The 19,816-nt window shown below is 76.5% G+C and carries 16 protein-coding genes; 3 read left to right on the top strand and 13 right to left on the bottom strand.

Going from position 1 to position 19,816, the window contains the following annotated elements; genetic code table 11:
- Positions 1 to 1,015 precede the first annotated feature (1,015 nt).
- The gene (locus AB0O40_RS28625) at positions 1,016 to 1,549 is read left to right on the top strand and encodes a hypothetical protein (RefSeq protein ID WP_365047744.1); all 534 of its coding nucleotides are present in this window, start codon (positions 1,016 to 1,018) and stop codon (positions 1,547 to 1,549) included.
- A gap of 14 nt (positions 1,550 to 1,563) precedes the next feature.
- Here the strand turns inward: AB0O40_RS28625 and AB0O40_RS28630 are convergent, their stop codons facing one another.
- Complete coding sequence (locus tag AB0O40_RS28630) at positions 1,564 to 3,288, bottom strand: BTAD domain-containing putative transcriptional regulator (protein ID WP_365047746.1); 1,725 nt, start codon at positions 3,286 to 3,288, stop codon at positions 1,564 to 1,566.
- A gap of 171 nt (positions 3,289 to 3,459) precedes the next feature.
- Here AB0O40_RS28630 and AB0O40_RS28635 point away from each other — a divergent pair, with 171 nt between their 5' ends.
- Positions 3,460 to 4,320: a TIGR03619 family F420-dependent LLM class oxidoreductase gene (locus AB0O40_RS28635; protein WP_365047748.1), complete on the top strand. Its 861-nt coding sequence runs from the start codon at positions 3,460 to 3,462 to the stop codon at positions 4,318 to 4,320.
- A 256-nt stretch (positions 4,321 to 4,576) separates the two neighbouring features.
- Positions 4,577 to 6,865 carry a VCBS repeat-containing protein gene (locus AB0O40_RS28640; protein WP_365047750.1) on the top strand — a complete coding sequence of 763 codons (2,289 nt, stop codon included), beginning with the start codon at positions 4,577 to 4,579 and terminating at the stop codon, positions 6,863 to 6,865.
- Positions 6,866 to 6,894: 29 nt separating this feature from the next.
- Here the strand turns inward: AB0O40_RS28640 and AB0O40_RS28645 are convergent, their stop codons facing one another.
- From AB0O40_RS28645 to AB0O40_RS28700, 12 genes are all read right to left on the bottom strand, one after another.
- Positions 6,895 to 7,443 (bottom strand): phage tail protein, encoded by a 549-nt coding sequence (locus AB0O40_RS28645; protein ID WP_365047752.1) that lies wholly within the window; start codon positions 7,441 to 7,443, stop codon positions 6,895 to 6,897.
- Positions 7,440 to 9,401 carry a putative baseplate assembly protein gene (locus tag AB0O40_RS28650; protein ID WP_365047754.1) on the bottom strand — a complete coding sequence of 654 codons (1,962 nt, stop codon included), beginning with the start codon at positions 9,399 to 9,401 and terminating at the stop codon, positions 7,440 to 7,442. The genes AB0O40_RS28645 and AB0O40_RS28650 overlap by 4 nt, the downstream gene beginning before the upstream one ends.
- Positions 9,398 to 9,847: a GPW/gp25 family protein gene (locus tag AB0O40_RS28655; RefSeq protein WP_365047755.1), complete on the bottom strand. Its 450-nt coding sequence runs from the start codon at positions 9,845 to 9,847 to the stop codon at positions 9,398 to 9,400. Before AB0O40_RS28655 ends, AB0O40_RS28650 begins: the two co-directional genes overlap by 4 nt.
- A 5-nt stretch (positions 9,848 to 9,852) precedes the next feature.
- A complete protein-coding gene (locus AB0O40_RS28660) occupies positions 9,853 to 10,134 on the bottom strand; it encodes a PAAR domain-containing protein (RefSeq protein ID WP_365047757.1) in 282 nt (93 codons plus the stop codon).
- Positions 10,135 to 10,165: 31 nt separating this feature from the next.
- On the bottom strand, positions 10,166 to 12,019 hold the full coding sequence (locus tag AB0O40_RS28665) for a VgrG-related protein (protein ID WP_365047759.1): 1,854 nt from the start codon (positions 12,017 to 12,019) through the stop codon (positions 10,166 to 10,168).
- Between the two features lie 37 nt (positions 12,020 to 12,056).
- Positions 12,057 to 12,815 (bottom strand): LysM peptidoglycan-binding domain-containing protein, encoded by a 759-nt coding sequence (locus AB0O40_RS28670; RefSeq protein WP_365047786.1) that lies wholly within the window; start codon positions 12,813 to 12,815, stop codon positions 12,057 to 12,059.
- A gap of 31 nt (positions 12,816 to 12,846) precedes the next feature.
- Positions 12,847 to 13,284 (bottom strand): phage tail protein, encoded by a 438-nt coding sequence (locus tag AB0O40_RS28675; protein WP_365047760.1) that lies wholly within the window; start codon positions 13,282 to 13,284, stop codon positions 12,847 to 12,849.
- Positions 13,285 to 13,326: 42 nt separating this feature from the next.
- Entirely contained in the window at positions 13,327 to 16,728 is a 3,402-nt protein-coding gene (locus tag AB0O40_RS28680; protein WP_365047762.1) for a hypothetical protein, read from the bottom strand.
- 247 nt (positions 16,729 to 16,975) lie between these two features.
- Positions 16,976 to 17,140: a DUF6760 family protein gene (locus AB0O40_RS28685; RefSeq protein ID WP_365047764.1), complete on the bottom strand. Its 165-nt coding sequence runs from the start codon at positions 17,138 to 17,140 to the stop codon at positions 16,976 to 16,978.
- Complete coding sequence (locus AB0O40_RS28690; RefSeq protein ID WP_365047766.1) at positions 17,137 to 17,637, bottom strand: hypothetical protein; 501 nt, start codon at positions 17,635 to 17,637, stop codon at positions 17,137 to 17,139. Before AB0O40_RS28690 ends, AB0O40_RS28685 begins: the two co-directional genes overlap by 4 nt.
- Before the next feature lie 7 nt (positions 17,638 to 17,644).
- A complete protein-coding gene (locus tag AB0O40_RS28695) occupies positions 17,645 to 18,088 on the bottom strand; it encodes a phage tail protein (protein ID WP_365047768.1) in 444 nt (147 codons plus the stop codon).
- Between the two features lie 38 nt (positions 18,089 to 18,126).
- Positions 18,127 to 19,722: a phage tail sheath subtilisin-like domain-containing protein gene (locus AB0O40_RS28700; protein WP_365047770.1), complete on the bottom strand. Its 1,596-nt coding sequence runs from the start codon at positions 19,720 to 19,722 to the stop codon at positions 18,127 to 18,129.
- Positions 19,723 to 19,816 lie beyond the last annotated feature (94 nt).

The following is a 19,816-nucleotide window of genomic DNA, read 5'->3' on the forward strand; positions in this document are numbered from 1 at the left end:
CCTTTCGGGGGCTCCGCCCCCGGACCCCCGCGCCTCAAACGCCGGCGAGGCTGGATTGGCTCTGCGCCCCCGGCGAGGCTGGATCCCCGCCCACCGCTGGGCTGCACCCCCGGCGCCCCCGGAATTGCTCCGCCCTAAAGGGCAGTCGGGGGCGGGGGTGGGTGCCCTTACGGGAATGGTGGGGGTGGGGGTGGGGGGTGAGGATGGGTGGGGACGGGGGGAGGTATGCGTGGTCAACTGCACGGTGTGCGGGCAGCGGTGCGGGGCCGGGGAGCAGTTCTGCGGGAACTGCGGGGCGTTCCTCGAGTGGGAGGGGACCTCCGGCGGTTCCGGGCCCGGCGCGGCTGATCCGACCCCATCGGCTGGTGCGGCCGGCGCGAAACCGGATCGCGGTGAACCGGGCGGTGCCGGCCCGGCCGGTGCGCCGGGCGCGACTCCGGATCCCGCAGGATCCCGCCCGGCCGGTGCGACACCGGATCCCCGCGATCCCGCAGGATCCCGCCCGGCCGGTGCGGCCGGCGCAGCTCCGCATCCCCGGGATCCCGCAGGGTCCCGGCCGGGCGGTGAGTCCGGCGGGAGCCAGGGTGCGCGTGGCCGCGAAGGCGGCGGGTCCGGCGGGGGCCGGGGCACCCGTGGCCGGGGAGGCGGCGGGGTGAAGGCCGGTGCGGCCGGCGGGGGCGGAGCCGGTGGGCGTGACGGCGCGGAGGGTCCGCGGATTCCGCCTCGGCCTACGCATCAGCCTGTTCGGGCGGTGCAGCCGGGGCGGGGGGTTGTGCCCGGGGTGGTCGGGGGGGCCGGGGAGGTCGAGGAGGGGCCTCGGGCGGGGGATTTGATCTGTGGGCAGTGCGGGGTGGGGAACGTGCCGGGGCGGCGGTTCTGCCGGCGGTGCGGGGCTTCGCTGGTCGACGCCCGGGTGGCGGCGAAGCCGCCTTGGTGGCGCAGGCGGCGGGTCAAGGCGCAGCCGTTGGCCGGGGAGCGGCCGCGGCGGCGGCAGTGGCGGCGGCCGGGGTGCGTGGTGCCCTTGCTCGTCGTGGCGGTGCTCGCCGGGGCGGGGTACGGGCTGCGGTCGCACGCCTCCGACGCCGTGGAGGCGGTCCGCGACCGGATCGGCAAGGCCGAGCAGGTGCACCCGGCCCGGGTCCGCGCGTCCAGCTCCCAGAGCGGCCATCCGGCCGCGCTGGTCGTGGACGGGACCACCGACCGGTACTGGGCCCCGGCCGAGGCCGGGCCGGCCGCCGGGGCCTTCCTCGACCTCGACTTCGCCGGGCCGGTGCGGCTGTTGGACGTCGTGGTGCACCCCGGCGTGTCGGCGGTGCCCGAGCAGTTCCTGACGCAGGGGCGGCCCGCCGAGCTGGCCGTCACCCTGACGGACGAGGACGGCGGGACCACCGTCAAGACGCTGCGGGTGCCCGACGAGCCCGGGCCGCACCGCTTCCGGCTGGGCGTGAGCGACGTCGTCCGGGTGCGGGTGACCGTACGGGCCGCCTACGCCGCGACCCCGCCCCGGCACCTGGCCCTCGCCGAGCTCGAGTTCAGCAAGCGGCGATGACCGGCAGGCGCGGCTCAGGCCGGGTCGAGGACGCCCAGGGAGGCCAGTATCCGGGCGTGCCGGCGCTCGGCGTGGCGGGCCGCGGCCGGGTCGCCGGCCTGCCGGTGGGCGGCGATCAGCAGCCGCCAGACCGCGTCCTGGAAGGGGTCCACGGCCAGTGCGTGGCCGGCGGCCGCCACCGCCGCCTCGGCGTGGCCCCGGGCCAGCTCCACCTCCGCCAGGGCGTGCGCGGCCCGGACCGCCTGCGCGCGGTACCGCTCCCGCAGCGGCACCACCCACTCCGCCGGGCCGTCCTCTGGCAGCAGCTCGCCCGTGTACAGGCGCAGCGCCCGGCCCAGTTCCTCGACCGCCCGCCCCGCCTCGCCGCGGGCCGCCGCCCGGACCCCCTCGCCCACCGCCGCCTCGAACTGCTGCACGTCGCTGCCGCCCGCCCCGCCGAGCACCAGCATGTACGCCTCGCCCTGCCGCACCAGCACCTGCGCCCGGCCCCGGTCGGTGCCCGGCTCCAGGAAGGTCCGCAGCGCCGACACCGCCACCTGGAGCCCCCGGCCGGCGGTCCGCTCCGGGCTCTCCGGCCACAGCGCGGCCATCAACTCCTCGCGGTGCACCGGCCGGCCCGCGTGCACCGACAGCAGCCGGGCCAGCGCCCGCACCCGCGGCCGGGTCGCCGACCACTCCAGCGGCCGGCCGCCGAGCGTGGCCTCGTACCGCCGGAAGCAGCGCACCGACAGCCCGGCCGGCGGCCGGGGCGCGCACCGCTCGGCGGACCTCGCGGCCCGGCCGGCCCGGGCCGCGTGCGCCCGCAGCAGCGGCACGGCCACCATCCCGTACTCCTCGAAGGCCTCGGGTCCCTCCAGCGGGTGGCCCGGCGGCAGGGCGGCCAGCACCTCCCGGTCCAGGTACGTGCGCAGCGCCGGCGAGTCCAGCGGATCCCGCCCGGCCCGCAACCGCGGCGCCCCGAGCCGCAGTACGGCCGGCCAGCCACCGGTCAGCTCCGCGACGGCGCCCGCCGAGGCGGCGGGACCGGCCGAGACGACCGCACCCGGCCCGCCGTACCCGGCCGCGGCCCCCTCGGCACGCCCGCCCGCGGGCCCCGTCGGGTGCCCGGCCGGGAGGTCGCCGCCGCGGGCCGCCGGCTCGGGGAGCCCGCCCGCGGCCCCGCCCGGGAGCCGGTCCCGGCCCGCCGTCTCCGGCGCCCTCGTCGGGGCTCCCCCGGGCCCCCCGTCCGGTACCGCCTCCGGGAAGGCCGCGGCGATCTCGGCCGCGTCGAGGCGGAGGTCGCGGGCGGTCAGGACGGTGGTGGCGGAGAGTTCGGCGCGGGTGAGGTTGAGGGCGGGCATGCGGCGGCCGGCCAGGATCAGGCGGAGGTGGGCGGGGGCGAGGAGGGCGAGTTCTTCGAGGACCGACTCGGCGGGGTCGCCGTGGACCAGGTGGACGTCGTCCACGACCAGCAGCACCGGCTCGCCCCACCGCTCCACCGCCAGCAGCACGGACTCGACCGTGACCGCTTCGGGTGCCCCGGCCGCCTCCGGCAGGCCCAGCCGGCGGCCCAGCAGTCCCAGCAGCGCGGGCGCGCCGCGGGTGTCCCGGGAGGGGTGCCAGCGCAGGACCGTGCCGGTGAAGGCCGCCGCGGCCTGGGCGAGCAGCGTGGTCTTGCCGTACCCGGCGGGCGCGACGAGCAGGGTCAGCGGCGCACCCCGGCCGACCAGCCCGGGCAGCAGTCTTTCCCGCACGGTCATCGATGACCTCCTCCCCGCCGACGAGCACCGACAAGGATTGGTGCTCACTCTCCGCAATGGATGAGTAACCGACTACCTAATCGGTGTGCGATCGGCAACATCCGCGCTCCTCTCGGCATTTGTGCGTGCGCCCCGTACGTTGAGGGCCCCACTCGACGGAGGTGTCAGCACATGCGGATCGCCGTGACGATCTTCCTGACGGACCGGACCCCCTCGCCCGTGCGGCTGGCGCGCGAGCTGGAGGAGCGCGGGTTCCACGGTCTCTACCTGCCCGAGCACACCCACATCCCGGTCAGCCGGGACACCCCCGCGCCGATGGGCGGGGAGCTGCCCGAGCAGTACGGCCGGACGCTGGACGCGTTCGTGGCGCTCGGGCAGGCCGCCGCGGTCACCGAACGCCTGGCGCTGGGCACCGGCATCACGCTGGTCGCCCAGCACGACGCGATCGACCTGGCCAAGGGCATCGCCACCCTCGACCACCTCTCGGGCGGCCGCTTCACCCTCGGCCTCGGCTTCGGCTGGAACGTCGAGGAGGCCGCGGACCACGGCGTGGAGTGGCGCTCCCGGCGCGAGCTGGTACGCGACCGGACCGCGCTGATGCGGGCGCTGTGGGCGCCCGAACCGACCGCGTACGAGGGGCCGTACGGGTCCGTCCGGGCCAGCTCGGCCTTCCCCAAGCCGGCCCAGGCGCCGCGCGAGCTGGCCGGCGGGGCGCCGCTGCACGGGCCCCGGACCCTGCTGGGCGGCGCGGCCGGGCCGAAGCTGTTCGCCCACATCTGCGAGTACACCGACGGCTGGATGCCGATCGGGGGGCGGGGCCTGAGCGAGTCGCTGCCGGTGCTGCGCGCCGAGTGGGAGGCGGCCGGCCGGGACCCGAAGTCCCTCCAGGTCGTCCCGTACGCCGTGCACCCGACGGCCGGCAAGCTCGCCCACTTCGCGGAGTTGGGGGTGGAGGAGGTGGTCGCGCAGCTGCCGTCGGCGGACGAGGCGGAGGTGCTGCGCGCGCTGGACGGGCTGGCGGAGTTCCTGTGAGACCGCCCACTCCGGTTCGTTCGTTCCGTCCGGATCCGGGGCGGTCCGGGCGGGACTGACGGGTCGCCTCCCGGCCCCGCCCGGACCGGATGTGGCTGGAAGTCGACGCAACCATTTCCCCCTTCCGACCTGGGGAAATCGGGCCGGGACGAGCGCGGGGACCCCCCGGTGCTGGCTGATATACGCTGCCGGTGATCCGTTCGGATCGGGCGCAGATCTCCTGCGCCGGCACGTCACAGCCCGGGGGGGCCATCCCATGTCTCAGCAGTCCCGCGCGGTCATCGGCCTCGCGCTCACGCCCGTCCTCGCCCTCGCCGCCGCCGCGCCCGCCGCGCTGGCCGCACCGGGGACCACGGCCGCCGCCACCGCCGCCGCCGCGACCAGCCCGCTGGTCCTCGGCCCGTGGAGCACGGCCAAGGAACTGGCCGCCACCACGCACGTCCTCGGCATGAGGAACACCAAGGGCGGCACGGTCGTCGCCCTGCTCGAGCAGAAGGCCGCCGACGGCACCCGGGTGGTCACCCAGGTCCGGCCGGCCGGCAGCACCACCTGGCTGGCCGCGCAGCCCGCCCCGTCCGCCGCCGGCACGGGCAACGGCACCGGCCTGGGCGAGCGGGCCGGCGGGGACCTCACCACCCTGGACGACGGCTCCGTCGCCCTGCTGTGGCGCGAGCCCGCGGACGGCGGGCAGGTCACCCTGCGGCTCGCCCGGCTCGCGGACGGCACCACCTCCTTCGGCGCCGCCGAGTCCGTGGCCTCCGTCCCGGCCGCCACCTTCTTCAAGGTCGCCGGCAACGCCTCGGGCAAGCTCGCCGTGGCCTTCGCCGACGCGGACCGGAAGCTGACCGTCACCGAGCGCGCCGCCGACGGCGCCTGGACGGCCCCCGTCGTGGCCGACACCCTGCCCGCGCCGATCGAGCGGCCCGACCACTCCTACACCTACTGGGTCCAGGACCTCGAGGTCGCCGTCGACGCCGGTGGCACCACCCTGGTGGTCTGGGGCGGCAACTCGAAGTACAAGGACGAGGAGACGAACGACCCGACGGCCTGGAAGCTCGCCTACCGCGCCGTGGAGCACCCGGCCGGCGGCGCCTGGCAGCAGCCGGTCGACCCGGGCTTCGGCGAGCACGCCCAGGGCGTCACCCTCGCCGCGCTCCCGCAGGGCGGCTTCCACTGGTTCACCAACGGCGCGTACGGCCGCAAGGCCGCCGGCGCCACCGCCTGGGCCCCCGTCGAGGCCGTCGAGGTGTCCTCCGACCGGCGCAGCCACGCCACCCTCCTGACGGCCCCGAACGGCGACGTCAGCGTGCTCGGCGTGGCCGGCAGCAGCACCTCCTGGGTCACCAGCGGCACCCCGGAGCACCAGGTCCGCCCGGCGGCCACCGGGAAGTGGGCCCCGTCCCACTTCATCGCCGGCTCGGCCGTGGTCGGCGACCAGGGCAGCCTGCGCGCCGCCCCGGCGGCCGGCGGCGCGGTCGTGGCCACCTGGGCGCAGAAGACGTACACCACCGGCACGTTCGCGGGCACCCAGCTGATGACCGCCACGTACGCCAACGGCACCTGGTCCCGGCCCACCGCCCTCGGCACCGGCATCACCCCCACGACCGGCGTCGACACCGCCTACCCGCGCACCGAGCTGGCCGTGGACGACAAGGGCCGCCCGGTGGCCGCCTGGACGCAGCAGACCTACGACCAGTCCGCCGAGCCGGCCGACCGGTACACCAACCGCAGCTACCTGGCGAGCACCACCGCCCGCCCGCTGCCCGCGTGGCACGACTTCACCGGCGACGGCAGGGCCGACGTGCTGGCGCTGTCGGACAACACCGCGGGGAACTTCCGGGTCTTCTCCAAGGGCGCGACCGGCCTCGCCTCCGACCAGCTGGTGACCGGCTGGCCCAAGGACACCGTCTTCCAGGCCTTCGGCGACGCGGACGGCGACCGCTGCAACGACGTCTTCGTCAGGACCGGCTCCGGCGAGGCCCGGATGTACACCCCCACCTGCGGCGCGCTGCCCACGCCGGGCTCCGCGTACAAGCGGATCTCCACCAACTGGAAGGCGTACGACGCCTTCGCCTCCGGCGGCGACCTGACCGGCGACGGCAAGGCCGACCTGGTGGCCCGCGAGGCCGCCTCCGGCAGCCTCTACCTGTACCCGGGCAACGGCACCGGCGGCTTCGGCTCCCGGATCCGGGTGGGCGGCGGCTGGAACACGTACAAGAAGCTCATCGGGGCCGGGGACCTGAACGGCGACGGCCGGGCCGACCTGCTCGCCCTCGACGGCTCCGGCGAGCTGTGGCGCTACAACGGCACCGGCAAGAGCACCGCCCCCTACACGGCGCGCGCCCTCGTCTTCAAGGACTGGGGCGGCTCCTACACGCAGGTGGTCGGCGCGGGTGACGTCAACGGCGACGGCAAGGCCGACCTGGTCTCCCGGACCACCGGCGGCAACGCCTGGCTGAACGCGGGCAACGGCAAGGGCGGTTTCGCCGGCCGCACCGCCGTCAGCACCACGGCCATCTGGAAGTCGTACCCGAAGATCGGCTGACCGGCCCGCCGGGCCTGACCCCGCAGAGGTCAGGCCCGCGGGTCCGGCGGGGCGGCGGCCGCCCGGACGACCTCCACCCGGAAGGGCAGGTGGACCGGGCGGGCGGCCGCGACGTACGCCTCGACGGCCGCCGCGTCCACCGCCTCCGGGTCCGGGACGCGGAGGCGGACCGTCAGGCCCGGCCGGTCCGTACCCGGCAACTCCCCGCGCGGGGTGGCCGACCAGGCCGCGGCACCGCTCTCCTCGATCTCCGGCAGCACCCCGCAGAGTTGCCGCACCCCCTCCGCCAGCCCGGCGGCCGTGCCCCGCCGGGCGTGCCCGCTGACCGTGCCCCGGGGGCCGGCCGCGACCGGGCCCTCGGCCCCCACCCAGGCCCCCAGCAGCGCGGCGAAGTCCGCCGGCGCCAGCCCCGGGTCGAAGTACGCCGGCAGGCAGTCCAGCACCGTCAGCACCGGCGCCAGCACCTCGTCCAGCCCCTCCGTGATCCGCTGCGCGGTGTCGTCCTCGGCGTACACCGCGGGCAGTTGGAGCCCCAGCGGATAGCGGGAGGCCAGCCCCGGCACCAGTCGCCGGCTCACCGCCCGGCCCCCGCGCCGGGCAGCACCCGCACCTGGTGGTCGTAGGAGAAGGCCAGCGACCCGGCGTCCAGCGGGATCCGGTCCACCGGCTCCAGCCGGCGCAGGGTCTCCAGGTCCGCCGGGAAGAGCCGAACGCTCTCCACCGCGTCCACCCCCGGGACCTGCTGGAGCACGGCGAAGACCTCGCCGCCGTGCACCGCCCGGCCGAACGGCCAGCCCCGGCCGTCCGGGCCGCCGGAGAGCGGGTTCAGGAAGCCGTACAGCGCCGCCTGCGCGGCCCGGCGCACCCGCACCACCGAGACCCCGGGCAGCGCCACCAGGTCCGCCACCACCGTCACGCCCTGGTAGTACGGCGGCTCCACCAGCAGCCGGGTCCCCAGCATCCGGCGGGCGTCCAGATGTGCGGCCACCGAGGCCAACAGCTCAGGCTCGCAGGCCAGTTGCCCGAACTCCAGCCGGCCCTCGCCATCGTCTTCGGCGGCCGGCACCAGCAGCACCCGCACCCCGCCGCCGCCCGCGTCCACGCAGCGCACCCGCGCCACCTCCGGCGCCGCCTGCCGGGTCAGGTACTCGTAGTCCTCCGCCGTCACCGCCCGCTCCCGGGTCCGCAGCGCCAGCGCCCCCCGGGCCCGGGCGCTCGCCACGTCCTCGCCGTCCACCCCGCCCGCCGCCGCCCGGCGGTTCTCCACCCGCGCGACGTACGGGATGGAACTGCGCAGCACCGACAGCGCCCGCCGGGCGACGTTCCCGCGCCGGCCGCCGCCCGCCAGATAGGAACGCACCCGCACCGGCACCCCCTTGGCGGGTACCGCGCCGTACTGCCGCAGCCGGCCGTCCGGCTCGCGGACCGCCGGGCCGAAGGACACCTCGCCGGTGGCCCGGTCCAGCCGGACGTGCCGGTCGGCCGGACCCGACTCGGTGAAGTGCGCCACCTCCGACCAGGGCAGCCACCGCCCGTCCGGCTCGGCCGTCTCCACCACGAACGGCGGGCCGCCCGCGATCACCGGCGCCCGGTCCAGCCCGAAGACCTGCCCCGGCACCCCCTCCGAGACGCCCAGCAGCTCCCCGCCCAGCCGCTCGGCGTGCACCACCGGGGCCGTCCCGCCGATGGTGAAGGCCTGCGCCGACAGCAGCTCGGGGGTGGCCGAGTACGCCCGGCCGCCCGCCGGGGTCTCCACCACCACGCAGCGCAGCCAGCCGGCCCGGGTCCGCGCCTCCGCCGAGGCCGTGTGCGAGGGCGGCAGGTGCACCAGGACGTCACCGGGCCGGTTGAAGCCGCCGGTGCCGTCCCGGTCCACCTCGCAGCGGGTCCACTCCTCGCCCGTCCACGCCTCCCAGGCCAGCGGCGGCCGCTCCGGGTCGATGCCGTGCCCGGCCACCGGGAAGTCCAGCCGCAGCGCCACCACACAGGACGGTGCCGGCCGCGACAGCCCGAAGAGCAGCGCGTCCCCGGGCCGCGGCACCGGCTGGAAGCAGGGCACGCCCCGGCCCCCGGCCAGCTCCGGGCCGCGGTCCGCGGCCGGCGCCCCGGACTCCCCGGAGGAGGTCGCTACCATCGCCAACTCCACAGGCACCACGGCGAGTTCGGCCGAGGTGGAGAAGACCACCGACTCCTCGGTCTCGGTCCGCCGGGTGGCCACCTCGGTGCCCTCCCGGACCAGGACCGTGTCCGCCTGCGGGGCCGACAGCCAGAAGGTCACCCCCGTCCGGGCCGCCGCCGGCGGATGCAGCTGGAGGCCGATCAGCTCCAGGAACGCGAGGTGGTTCTTGTCCGGCACCCGGTTCAGCCGGTAGATCAGCTGGTCCGTCATGTGCGCGAAGGCCTCGATCAGCGTCACCCCGGGATCGGAGACGTTGTGGTCGCTCCACTCCGGGCAGCGCTGCTGCACCATCCGCTTGGCCTCGTCCACGAGGTCCTGGAAACGGCGGTCGTCGAGGTGGGGACGGGGCAGGCTCATCCGCCGGCCGCCGCTGCGCCGCCCGCGCCGGGGCCCGCGCCGCCGCCCGGCTCGTGGTCCGGGATCACATAGAACGGGAAGACCAGGTTCCGGGGGTCGTTGGTGCCCCGCAGCGCGTACCGGACGTCGATGTACAGGGTGCCCACCTCCCCTGGGTCGAAGCTCACCACCACGTCCACCAGCTCGATCCGCGGCTCCCACCGCTCCAGCGACAGCCGCACCTCGTACGCGATCTGCGCGGCCGTCGCCGCGTCCGCCGGGGCGAAGACGAAGTCGTGGATCGCGCACCCGAACTGCGGGCGCATCGGCCGCTCCCCGGGCGCGGTGCCCAGGATCAGCCGCATGCTCTCCTCGATCTCCGCGTCCCCGCCCACCAGCGCCACCGCCCCGGTCGCGTCGGTCCGCACCGGGAAGGCCCAGCCGGCCCCGACGAACTGCTCCGCCACGCCCCTCACCCCCCGATCAGCACGGTCGGCGCGCCCATGACGATCGGCGCCCCGCAGGCCGCCAGGTCGCCCATCCGGGCCGCGGGCAGCCCGCCGATCAGGACCGTCGGACAGCCCGGCGGCGCGATCACCGTGGGCGGGTGCACGGCCGGCGGCGGGAAGGAGCAGATGTGCGGGGTCGAGACGACCGCGGCCGGCATCCCCCCGATCAGCACGGTGGGCACGCCGGGCGGCCCGATCACCCCCGGGTGGCCGGTGGGGTCCCCGACACGGGCGGCAGGCGGCATCTCGTACAACTCCTCTGTGACGGAAGGGGGTTCAGTTGATGCGGACCAGGGCCGCGCTGATCGAGCAGCTGGCGCCGCCCTTGATGTCGGTGCTGGCCTGGCCACTGACGCCGACGGTGGTGCCCTTGACGTCCACCTGGCCGGTGGTCTGGAGCTTCACCAGCCCCGACCCGCCGTCGACCTGGACACCGGTCTTGGCGGTCACCGACACCGACTGCCCGGAGAGCTCGAGCTTCCCGGTGCCCGCGTCGACGCTGATGCCCTGCTCGGCCTTGACGGTGACCTTCTGCTTGGCGGTGACCTCCACCGAGCCGTCGCTGTGCACCACGACGGAGGTGGCCTTCTGGTCCAGGTGCAGGGTGAGCTTGCCGTCGCCGGTGGCCAGCCGGACCCCCTGCGGACCGCCCGCGGCGTCCAGCAGCTCCACCCGGTTGCCGGTCCGGGTCACCAGGGAGCGCCGGTTGGTCTTCCCGCTGGTGCCGTCCACCAACGGGCCCTCATGGGCACTGGGCTTGTCCTGGCCGTTGTACAACCCGCCGATGACGTACGGGTGGTCCACCCGGCCCTGCTCGAAGCCGACCAGCACCTCGTCGCCCACCTCGGGCCCGAAGACCCCGCCGCCGCCCTTGCCGCCCGCGCCCGCGGTCCGGGCCCAGTCGCTGACGTACTCCCCCGACAGCCACGGGAAGGCCAGCTTGACCCGCCCCCGGCCCTCCGGGTCCCGGGTGTCGGTGACGGTGGCGTTCACCAGCCCCCCGACCCGGTCCTGCGCCAGGCCCCCGGACCCACCCGAGGCCAGCCCGTACAGCGAGCGGTTCGAGCGCCCGCCGACCGTCAGCCACGTCTGGTAGCCGGTGTCCGGGTCGAAGACGTGCCGGCTCGCGGAGATCGTGTACTTGCCCTCGAAGGGCTTGCCCACATTGGCCAGGGTCACCGCCGTACCGGCCCGCAGCTGCGGGATGCCCATGGCCACCGCGTCCAGCTCGGCGAACGACGCCGCCAGGTCCGCCGCCAGCGCCTTCGCCGCCTGGTCGGCCTCCGCCTGGGTGCCGTACGGGGTGTCGGTGGCCAGGAACACCGCCTTGCCGAAGGCGTCCGCGGCCTGCCCCGGGGTCATGCCCAGTTGCAGCCGGTCGCTGGTGCCGGCCGGCGCCCGGCCCACCACCGGCGCCTTCGCCTGCACGTCCCAGCCCCGCACCTCCACCTGCTGCACCTGGTCGGCCGCGGTCACCGCGGCGTGGCAGCGCAGCAGGTTGCGGCCCAGCTCCAGGACGTACGGGCTGGCCTGCGGCCGGGTCGAGGGCGACGGGGCGGCCGCCGCCCGCGCCGGGTCCCGGAAGACGAACTTCCCGTCCGTCACCGCCACTTCACAGCCCGCCAGGTCCGCCAGCCGGTGCAGGAACTCCCAGTCCGTCACCCCCGGCTGGGCCAGGTGCTCGTACACCGTCCGGGTCGCGTCCACCTGCCCCACCGGCAGCCCGGCCCGCCGGGCCACCTGCACCGCGACGTCCGAGGCCGTCATCTGCCGGTAGCCGGCCACCCGGCGGCCCCGGAAGAAGCGGTGGGCGTGGTCCAGCCCGCGCACCACCGTGAACGTGCCGGTGGTGTCCAGGTCGATCTCCACCGCCGTCACCTCCGCCGACACCAGCAACTGCCGCTGCGCGTCGTCCCCGGCCCGGGCGAAGAGCTTCACGGGGGTGCCGATGGTGATCCCGGCCTTCTCCAGGACCTGGTGGTGCGGGTCCCGGAAGCGCAGCACGAACAGGTCCGGCAGCTGCGTGCTGTCGTCCACGTACGCCGAGACGATCAGCTCGGCGAGGGGCGCGGGCAACGGCGCTCCGGCCACCTCGACGGCGAGGGTGCTGGCGAAGCTCTCACCGGCCATGCGGGGTGCCTCCAGGGGTCGAGTGGACGAACGCGGGTCAGGGGGTGCCGAGTTCTTCGGCGGCGGGCAGCAGCAGCTCGGTACCGGGCGGCAGCCGCATCGGGTCGTCGATGGCGTTGGCCTCCGCGATGGCCCGCCAGGCCGCCGGGTCGCCGTACTCCCGCCAGGCCAGCAGCGCCAGGGTGTCGCCGGTGACCACCCGGTGCACCCGGCGGGCGGCCAGCGCCCCGGAGGTCGGGTTCTGGCCCGGGACCGGCCCGGCGATCTCCTCCAGCGTGACCGCGCAGGTCGCCCTGATCGGCAGCCCGCCGGGGGTGAACAGGGTGTACTTGGCCTGGACTTGGCTGACGTACCCGACGAAGCCGGTCAGCCCGCCCCAGTGGAAGATCACCCAGGGCGGCACGCCCTGCTGCTTCTGGTGGGTCTGGTCGGTCGGCACGCAGCAGGCCAGCAGCTGCTCGACGGACTGCACCACCCGGTCGTCCTGCACCCCGGTCGCGTCGAAGAACATCTCCAGCGTGAGCTTGGACGGCCCGGCGCCCTTGAACTCGGCCGGCCCGGCCTTCTTGGCGCCCTTGGCGGTCTTCCGCTCCCACTTGGCGGTCTTGGCGAGGGTCAGCTCCTTGGGGTTGAACTGGAAGTCGATCTGGCCCATCCGGGGACCGGGGGTGGTCGTACCACCGTCCGGCGGCGGCTGGCGCAGCTCCAGGTACGCGCGCTCCAGCTTGGGGCGGGAGCCCGCGGCGCCGTTGCCGTTCGGGTCCTTGGCGGGAGCCGGCGGCGGGCTGCTGGCGATGAAGGCGACGGGCGGGGTGTTCGGCACCGGCTCAGCCCCTGCCCGCGTTGAGGAAGCCGTGGTGGGCGATCTCCAGGGTCTCGGTGGCGACCTTCACCGTGTCCGGGCTGAGCTGCGGGCCGGTCCAGCGCACCGGCACCACGTCCAGCAGGCTCCAGCGGGCCACCACCGCGCCGTCCACCGTCATGGCGCTGATGTGGGCGGTCTTGCGGGCCACGCCGTTGATCATCCCGGAGAGCCAGGCGGTGACCTTCTCGGTGTCCTTGGTGACGGGGCGGCTCAGCTTGATGTTGGAGTACTTGATGCGGGTGGGGAGCTGCCAGACGTAGCCGTTGTTGCCGCCCTCCTCGCGCTGCTCCATGACGACCTCGGCGCCGAGGCCCTCACAGCTGTTGAAGGCGCCGAGGTTGATGTTGTCGATCTCGACCATGAAGCAGACGCTGACGGCGGGGTCGGTGTCCTGGGCCACGGCGTTCCTTTCGGCGGGCGGCTGGGTCGGGGGGCGGGCCGCTCAGTGGCGGGGGTCGATGCGGACGCCGGCCCGCTCGCGGTCGAGCCGCAGCTCGGCGCGGAGCAGCCGGCTGAGCGGCCCCACGAGCCGGCGCACCAGCTCGTCGGTGGACTCCTTGGGTGCGCCGGGCGGGGCGCCTGCGGCTGCCGGCCGGGGGGCGGGTTCCGGTGCCGGTGCCGGAGGCGGCTCGGGGGCGCGCTCGGGGGCGGCCTCCGCGGCCCGTTGGGCGGTGGCGGGTTCCGGGGCCCGTTCGGCGGGGGCGAAGCCGGTGCCGGGGGTCCAGGTGAGGGCGCCTTCGGAGGGGGCCGGGAAACCGGGCGGGAGGCCGTCGCCGGGGCCGGGTGAAGGTGCGGCGGGCGGGCGCGGGGCGGTGATCGGGTCGGTGGCGGGCGGCGGCTGCGCGGTGAGCGGCCCGACGGGGGTACGGGAGGCCGCCCCGGCCGTCGCTCCCGCCGGGCGGGCCCACTCCACGGGCACCACGGCCGGCTCGGCGCCGGCCCCGGCCTCCTCCGGCCCCCCGGGAGCGGCCGCGGCGAACAGCTCCAACGGCCGCTCACCGACCAGCGGGGCGACCGGACCGGCCACCCCCTCGGGGGCGAGCGGGACGCTCCGCTGGAGGGGGTACGCGGGGACGAGGGGCAGGCTGGCGGCCGCCGACACGGTCCGCTGCACGAGCGGGGCGGGGGGCGGGTCCGCGGGCGGCGGGGTGGTGGGGGACGGGTCCGCAGGGGGTGGGACGGCCGGTACCGGGACGGCCGGTACCGGGACGGCGGCGAGGGGCGCGCCGAGACCGAGGCGGCGGGTGCGCTGGAGGGGGGCGGGCGGGGTGGTGCCGTCCGGGGTGCCGACGTGATCGGCCGCCAGGGGGGCGGCCCCGCCGACGAGCGGACGGAACCCGGCCGGCTCGGCCGCCCGCTGGAGTACCGGGTCCGGGTGCCCTGCGGGCAGGGCGTCGGCGGCGGGGGCCGGGGCTGGGGCGTCGGCCGGTGCGGACCAGGATGTCGGCGCGAGGAGGTCGGCCGGTTCGGGAGCCTCGGCCGGTGCGGACCAGGCGGTCGGCGCGGCGGCGCCGACCGGTGCCGATCCGGCGGTCGGTGTGGATCCGGCGGCCAGTGGGCCGGTCAGGGGGCGTACCACCGGGGCGCCCGCCTGCGGGGTCCGCTGTACGGCGGCCGGGTCTATGGCGGCCAGGGCAGCCGGGTCCGGGGACGCGCCGCCCGTCGCGGGGCGCCCGGCCTCCGGGGTCCCGGCCGGCCGGACCACCCGCTGCACCGGGGCGGCGGCCTGAGCGCCGCTCGGCATACCGGGGACCAGGGGCTGCGAATCCCCTACCAACGGCCGGAGTTCGGCAGGCACCGCGGGCAGCTCGGACCCGGATCCCGGCCCGTCGCCCTCGCCCGGGGCGGCCGAACGCTGCACCGGGGAGCCGGCCGGGCCCGAAGTGCCCTCGAACCCCGGACTGCCCCCCTCCGCTCCGGAGCCGGCCGGACCCGATCCGAACCCGGGCCCCCCGTCCGCGCCGGAGGCGGCCGCCGTGGTCGTGTCCTGCGCAACGACGCCCCGCAGCGGGGACTCGCCTACCAGCGGCCGCAGTTCACCGGTCCCGGCGGCCCCGGACATGTCCGGCTGGGGGCCGGAGGCCGCGTCGGCGGGGTCCACATCACCGCCGCCCTCGGCGGAGGCGGCCGAACGCTGCACGGGAGCGGCGGCGCCGGCCGCGTCCCACGAGCCGGAGCCCGGTAGCGGGGACTCGCCGACCAGCGGCCGGAGTTCGAGCGGGGCGGCGGCTCCGGGCGCGGACGAGTCCGGTCCGGGCCCGGTGGCCGGGTCCGGTCCGTCGCCGGACGCGGCGGTGTCCGGGACCGGTGCGTACCCGGACGGGGAATCGCCGCCCGGCTCACCGGGTGCCGACCGCTGGACCGGGACGGCCTGTGCCGCCTCCGGGGGGAGCAGGCCCTCCAAGGCTCCGTCCGCGGCCGGTTGCCGCTGGAGGGCGGGTGCGCCCGGGAGCACCGGGGGGCTGTCGGCAGGCATCTGGTCGGCGGCCAGGCGTTGCACGGGGTCGCCGGGGGGAGCCCCGGCACCCAGGAGCGGTGCCGCGCCGGTCAGGGGGCGTACCGCGTCCCCGGCGGCCCGCTGGACCGTCGGAGCCGGTGCCGGCGCGGGCCCGCCGTCGGGGGCCGGCCCCGCGGCGGAACCGGCCGTCGCGCCCGCACCGGGCTCACCGGACCGCTGGAGCGCGGGCCCGCCCCCGTCCGTGCCGGGGAGCCCGGCCCGCCCGCCGCCGTCGGAGCCGGCCGGGGCAGCGTCACGTACGGACTGCTGGAGCGCGGCGGCAGTCCCGCCCGGGTCCGGGTCCGCCGGCCCTTGCCCCGCGGCGGCGTCCACTCCCGGGGGCACCGGGCGTCCGCCCGCGTCGTACCGGGCCGACGCGCCCTCATGGGCCGACCGCTGGGCCACCGCGGCCCCGTCGGGGCCCGCAGGCGTCGGCCGCCCGACGGCGGACGGGCCGACGCCCGCGCCTGCGTCCGCATCCGCGGATCGCTGGAGCGCGGCGGCTCCGTCACCGCCCGAGGTGTCCCCGGCCACCGCGCCCGGCTCGGCGGACCGCTGGACCACGGACGGGTCCGGGCCGGCGGTGGGGGGCGACTGGCCGGCCGGTCGGCCGGCGGCGCCCGGCGCGCGGGCGTCGGCGTCGGACGGTCCGGGGGCCCCGGCCGTGCGCTGCACGGCTGCGTCCGGCGCATGCAGGGGCGTACCGCCCGGCCCGTCGAAGGACGGCGCCGCTCCGACGGACGAGGTGAGGGGGGCGTCCCCGGCCAACGGACGGGCAGCGTCCCGGTCCCCCGGTACGGGCGGCTCCGGGGCCGGAAGCAGGGAGGCGGGCAGCGGACGCGGCGGCAGCTCCACCGCCCGGGCCACGGTGAGGGCGGCGCCCGGCGGCGCGGGCCGGACGGCGGGCACCGCCGCCCGCTCCTGCGGCGACCCGGACCCCGAGCCCTCATACCCGGCCACCAAGCCGGCAGCAGTCCCGGACCCGGGGTCGCCCCCGGAGCCGAAGTCGGCTCCGGACCCGGAACCAGGGTCGGACCCCGACCCGGACCCCGACGCGGGCCCGGCGCCCCCTCCCGCCGCGTCCCCGGACGCTCCGGCCCCGGCCTCCGCCCCGGACACCGGTACCGGCTCCGCCACCCCGTACAGCAGTCCCGAAGGCGCTGCGTCGGTCACCGCGTGGCCCAAGGGGGTGGACAGGAGCGGGCTCTGCCAGCTGGCCAGGGTCGTGCCGAAGGAGTCGGGGGCGGTGAGGAGTTCGGGCGCGCCGAAGGTCAGGCGCTGGACGGGCACCTCCCGCCAGTCCGGCTCCACCACCCGGCCGGCGCCCTGGCCACCGGCCCCGAACACGTCGGGCCGCACCCCGTCGGCGTCCGCCCCGGCAGCGTCCCACCTGGCTGCATCCGCCCCAGGCGCCGGCTCCGTCCCGCCGAAGCCCGCCCCGGCGGCATCCGCCCCGGACCGCGGGCCCGGGTCCGACCCGCCGGAGCCCGCGCCCGCGGAGTCCGGCCCCGCACCGCCGCCCCCGGCGGCATCCGCCCCGGCCGGGGCCGACGGTCCCGCGGCCCCCCGCAGCCACCCCCAGACGCCCATCCCGTCACCGTCCCCCGGGGCCGGCCGCGAGGGCGTTGAGGCGCGCTATCTGGGCGACGTACCGCCGGCGGTCGAGGTGTTCGAGGTCGAGGAGGGTGTCCATGGACCAGTGGAAGTGGTAGGCGATGTACGCGACTTCGTCGTACAGGGTGTCCGTCGCGTACGTCACGATTCCCCCAGGCGCCCACCTGCCAGGTCGACCGCGAAGCCGGTGGCGCAGGACGGGCAGGTGACCTGGGCGCGGGTGTGGCCCTCGGCGTTGATCCGGCGGTAGAAGTCCTGGAGGAAGGCCAGGTCGGAGGCGAACAGGTCCTCGATGATCCCGGCGTGGACGTCGGTGACCGTGCCGATGCGCTCGACCACCCGGCCGAGCAGCACCACCGACAGGTAGGCAGGGTTCTCCCGGACCCGGTCGTCCCGCAGCGGGACCAGCTCGTCGCGGGCGGTGGCCAGCCGCATCACGCCGTGCCGGTGCACCTGCCCGGCCGGGTCGACGTACCCGCGCGGCAGCTCGAAGGCGAACTCGGTCCGCATGGTCTCGCGGCCCCCGGCCTCGGCCCCCGGGACCGCCACCGCAGCCTCCTGCGACACCTCCCCGGCGGGCACCGGTACCGGCACGGCCGCGGACCCGCGAAGGGCGGCCTCGGGATGGATCTGGCGACGCATCAGGCCCTCACGCCACATCCATCTGCTCGTACGTGATGACGAGTTTCTCCGTCAGCACGCTGGTGTCGCCCGCCTTGAGGGAGCTGATCTCCAGGCTCTTGGGCCAGGCGTTGACCAGGGTGTAGCGCTTGATCGCATTGCCCTCGTAGTCGAAGACGATGATGGCGCCGCCCTTGCGCGCGGTGGCCATCTTCCCGAAGCGGGCGTCCTTGATCCATTTCTCGAAGCTCTGGTCGGCGGTGAGGCCGCGGGTGAGGGTCACCTCGCCGGCCTTGGGGCGGCCGGGGAGCTTCTTGATGACGTACTTGCCGTCCGCGGTGTTCTGTTTGAGCTCGATGACGTCCTGTTCCATCTTGAGGCCGGTGACCTCGTTGATCTGCTTGATGACGACCCCGTCGACCTCCAGGCCGAAGGAGTGGCCGACGGAGGTGTCCATGTCGGGAAGGGCCACAGCAACTGCTCCTTACTCGTGCGCTCGGACCGGTCGGCTCATTCGTTGACGAGGCTGGTGCCGCCCGAGAACTGGGCCAGCCGGAAGATGACGAACTCGGCCGGTTTCACGGGCGCGATGCCGATCTCGCAGACCACCTCGCCGGCGTCGATGCCCTCGGCCGGATTGGTCTCGCGGTCGCACTTCACGTAGAAGGCCTCGTCGGGGGTGAGCCCGAAGAGCGCGCCGCGGCGCCATTCGTTGACGAGGAACGCCGAGATGGTCCGGCGGATCCGGGCCCAGAGGGCGTCGTCGTTGGGCTCGAAGACGACCCACTGGGTGCCGATGAGGATGGAGTCCTCGATGTAGTTGAAGAGCCGGCGGACGTTCAGGTAGCGCCAGGCCGGGTCCGAGGAGAGGGTGCGGGCGCCCCAGACGCGGATGCCGCGGCCCGCGAAGGAGCGGATGCAGTTGACCCCGATGGGGTTGAGCAGGTCCTGCTCGCCCTTGGTGAGGTGGACGGCGAGGTCCACGGCGCCGCGCACGACCTCGTTGGCCGGGGCCTTGTGGACGCCGCGGGCTTCGTCGTTCCGGGCCCAGATGCCGGCCATCGCGCCGCTGGGCGGCACGAACTTCATCTGGTTCGGCGCGGACGGGTCCGCGACCTTGAACCAGGGGTAGTACAGGGCGGCGTACTTGGAGTCGTAGCCGGCGCCCGTCATGCGCCATTCCTTGACGCGCTGCGGGGAGAGGTCCGGCAGCGGGTCGATGATCGCGACGCGGTTCCCCATGAGCTCGCAGTGGGCGATCATCGCGAACTGGACGGCCTTGACGCCGTCGGCGTCGAGGGCGCCATGCTGGTAGGCGCTCATCAGGTCGGGGACGGCCAGCATGGTGATCTCGTCGATGGCCTCGAGGCCGCCGAAGCCGGTGCGGTCGGCGGAGCTGCCGGCGTAGTCGGCCGGAACGGCCGCGGCCGGGACCGCGGGGACGGCCGCCGGGGCGGGGGCGGCGGGCAGGGCCACCGACTGGTTCTCGGGGCGGGCCAGGGCCTGGGCCGGTCCGGCGTCCTCGACGAGGAGGAGGCGGGAGCGCTCGCGCACGACCGTGACGACGTAATTGCGCTGGCTGCGCTTGGCGGAGACCTCCCAGGTCTCCTCGGTGCGGTCGCCGCGCTTGACGCTCAGGGTGAAGGCGTCCTCGGCCGGGGAGTCGCCGGCGGCGTCGGCCACCTCGACGGTCAGGCCCTCGCCGGTGCCTTCGAGGGCGGCCACCTGGAAGCCGCCGAGGGCGGCGCGGGGGCCGGCCGGCAGGGCGGCCTTGCCGCGCTTGCCGGCGGCTCCCGCGGCCGCGGCGGGCTGGGGCTGGGCGGGGACGGCCGGGTCCTCGGCGGGGCCGCCGACCCGGACGACGTAGGCGGTGCCGCCGCCGTTGAGGAAGTAGCCGTAGACGGCGTGGGCCAGGTAGGAGCCCTCGACGAAGTCGCCGAAGGCGGCGGTGAACTGGCTCCAGTTGGTCACCAGGGTGGGCGTGTCGAACGGGCCCTGCGCCGCGAGGCCGACGAAGGCGGCGACGGCGGTGCCGACGCCCTCGATCGGGCGCGAACCGGCCTCGACCTCTTCGACGTAGACGCCTGGTGACAGGTACGACGGCATCCTGGTCCTCCCCTGGGACGTGACGGTCGCCCCCACCATCCGCCCACCCCCGGCCCAAGGTCATGACCTCCCGTACGGCCCGGGGGGAATCCCG

This window comes from Streptomyces sp. NPDC089919 (genome assembly GCF_040684615.1).
In the GTDB taxonomy this organism is placed as follows: Bacteria; Actinomycetota; Actinomycetes; order Streptomycetales; family Streptomycetaceae; genus Streptomyces.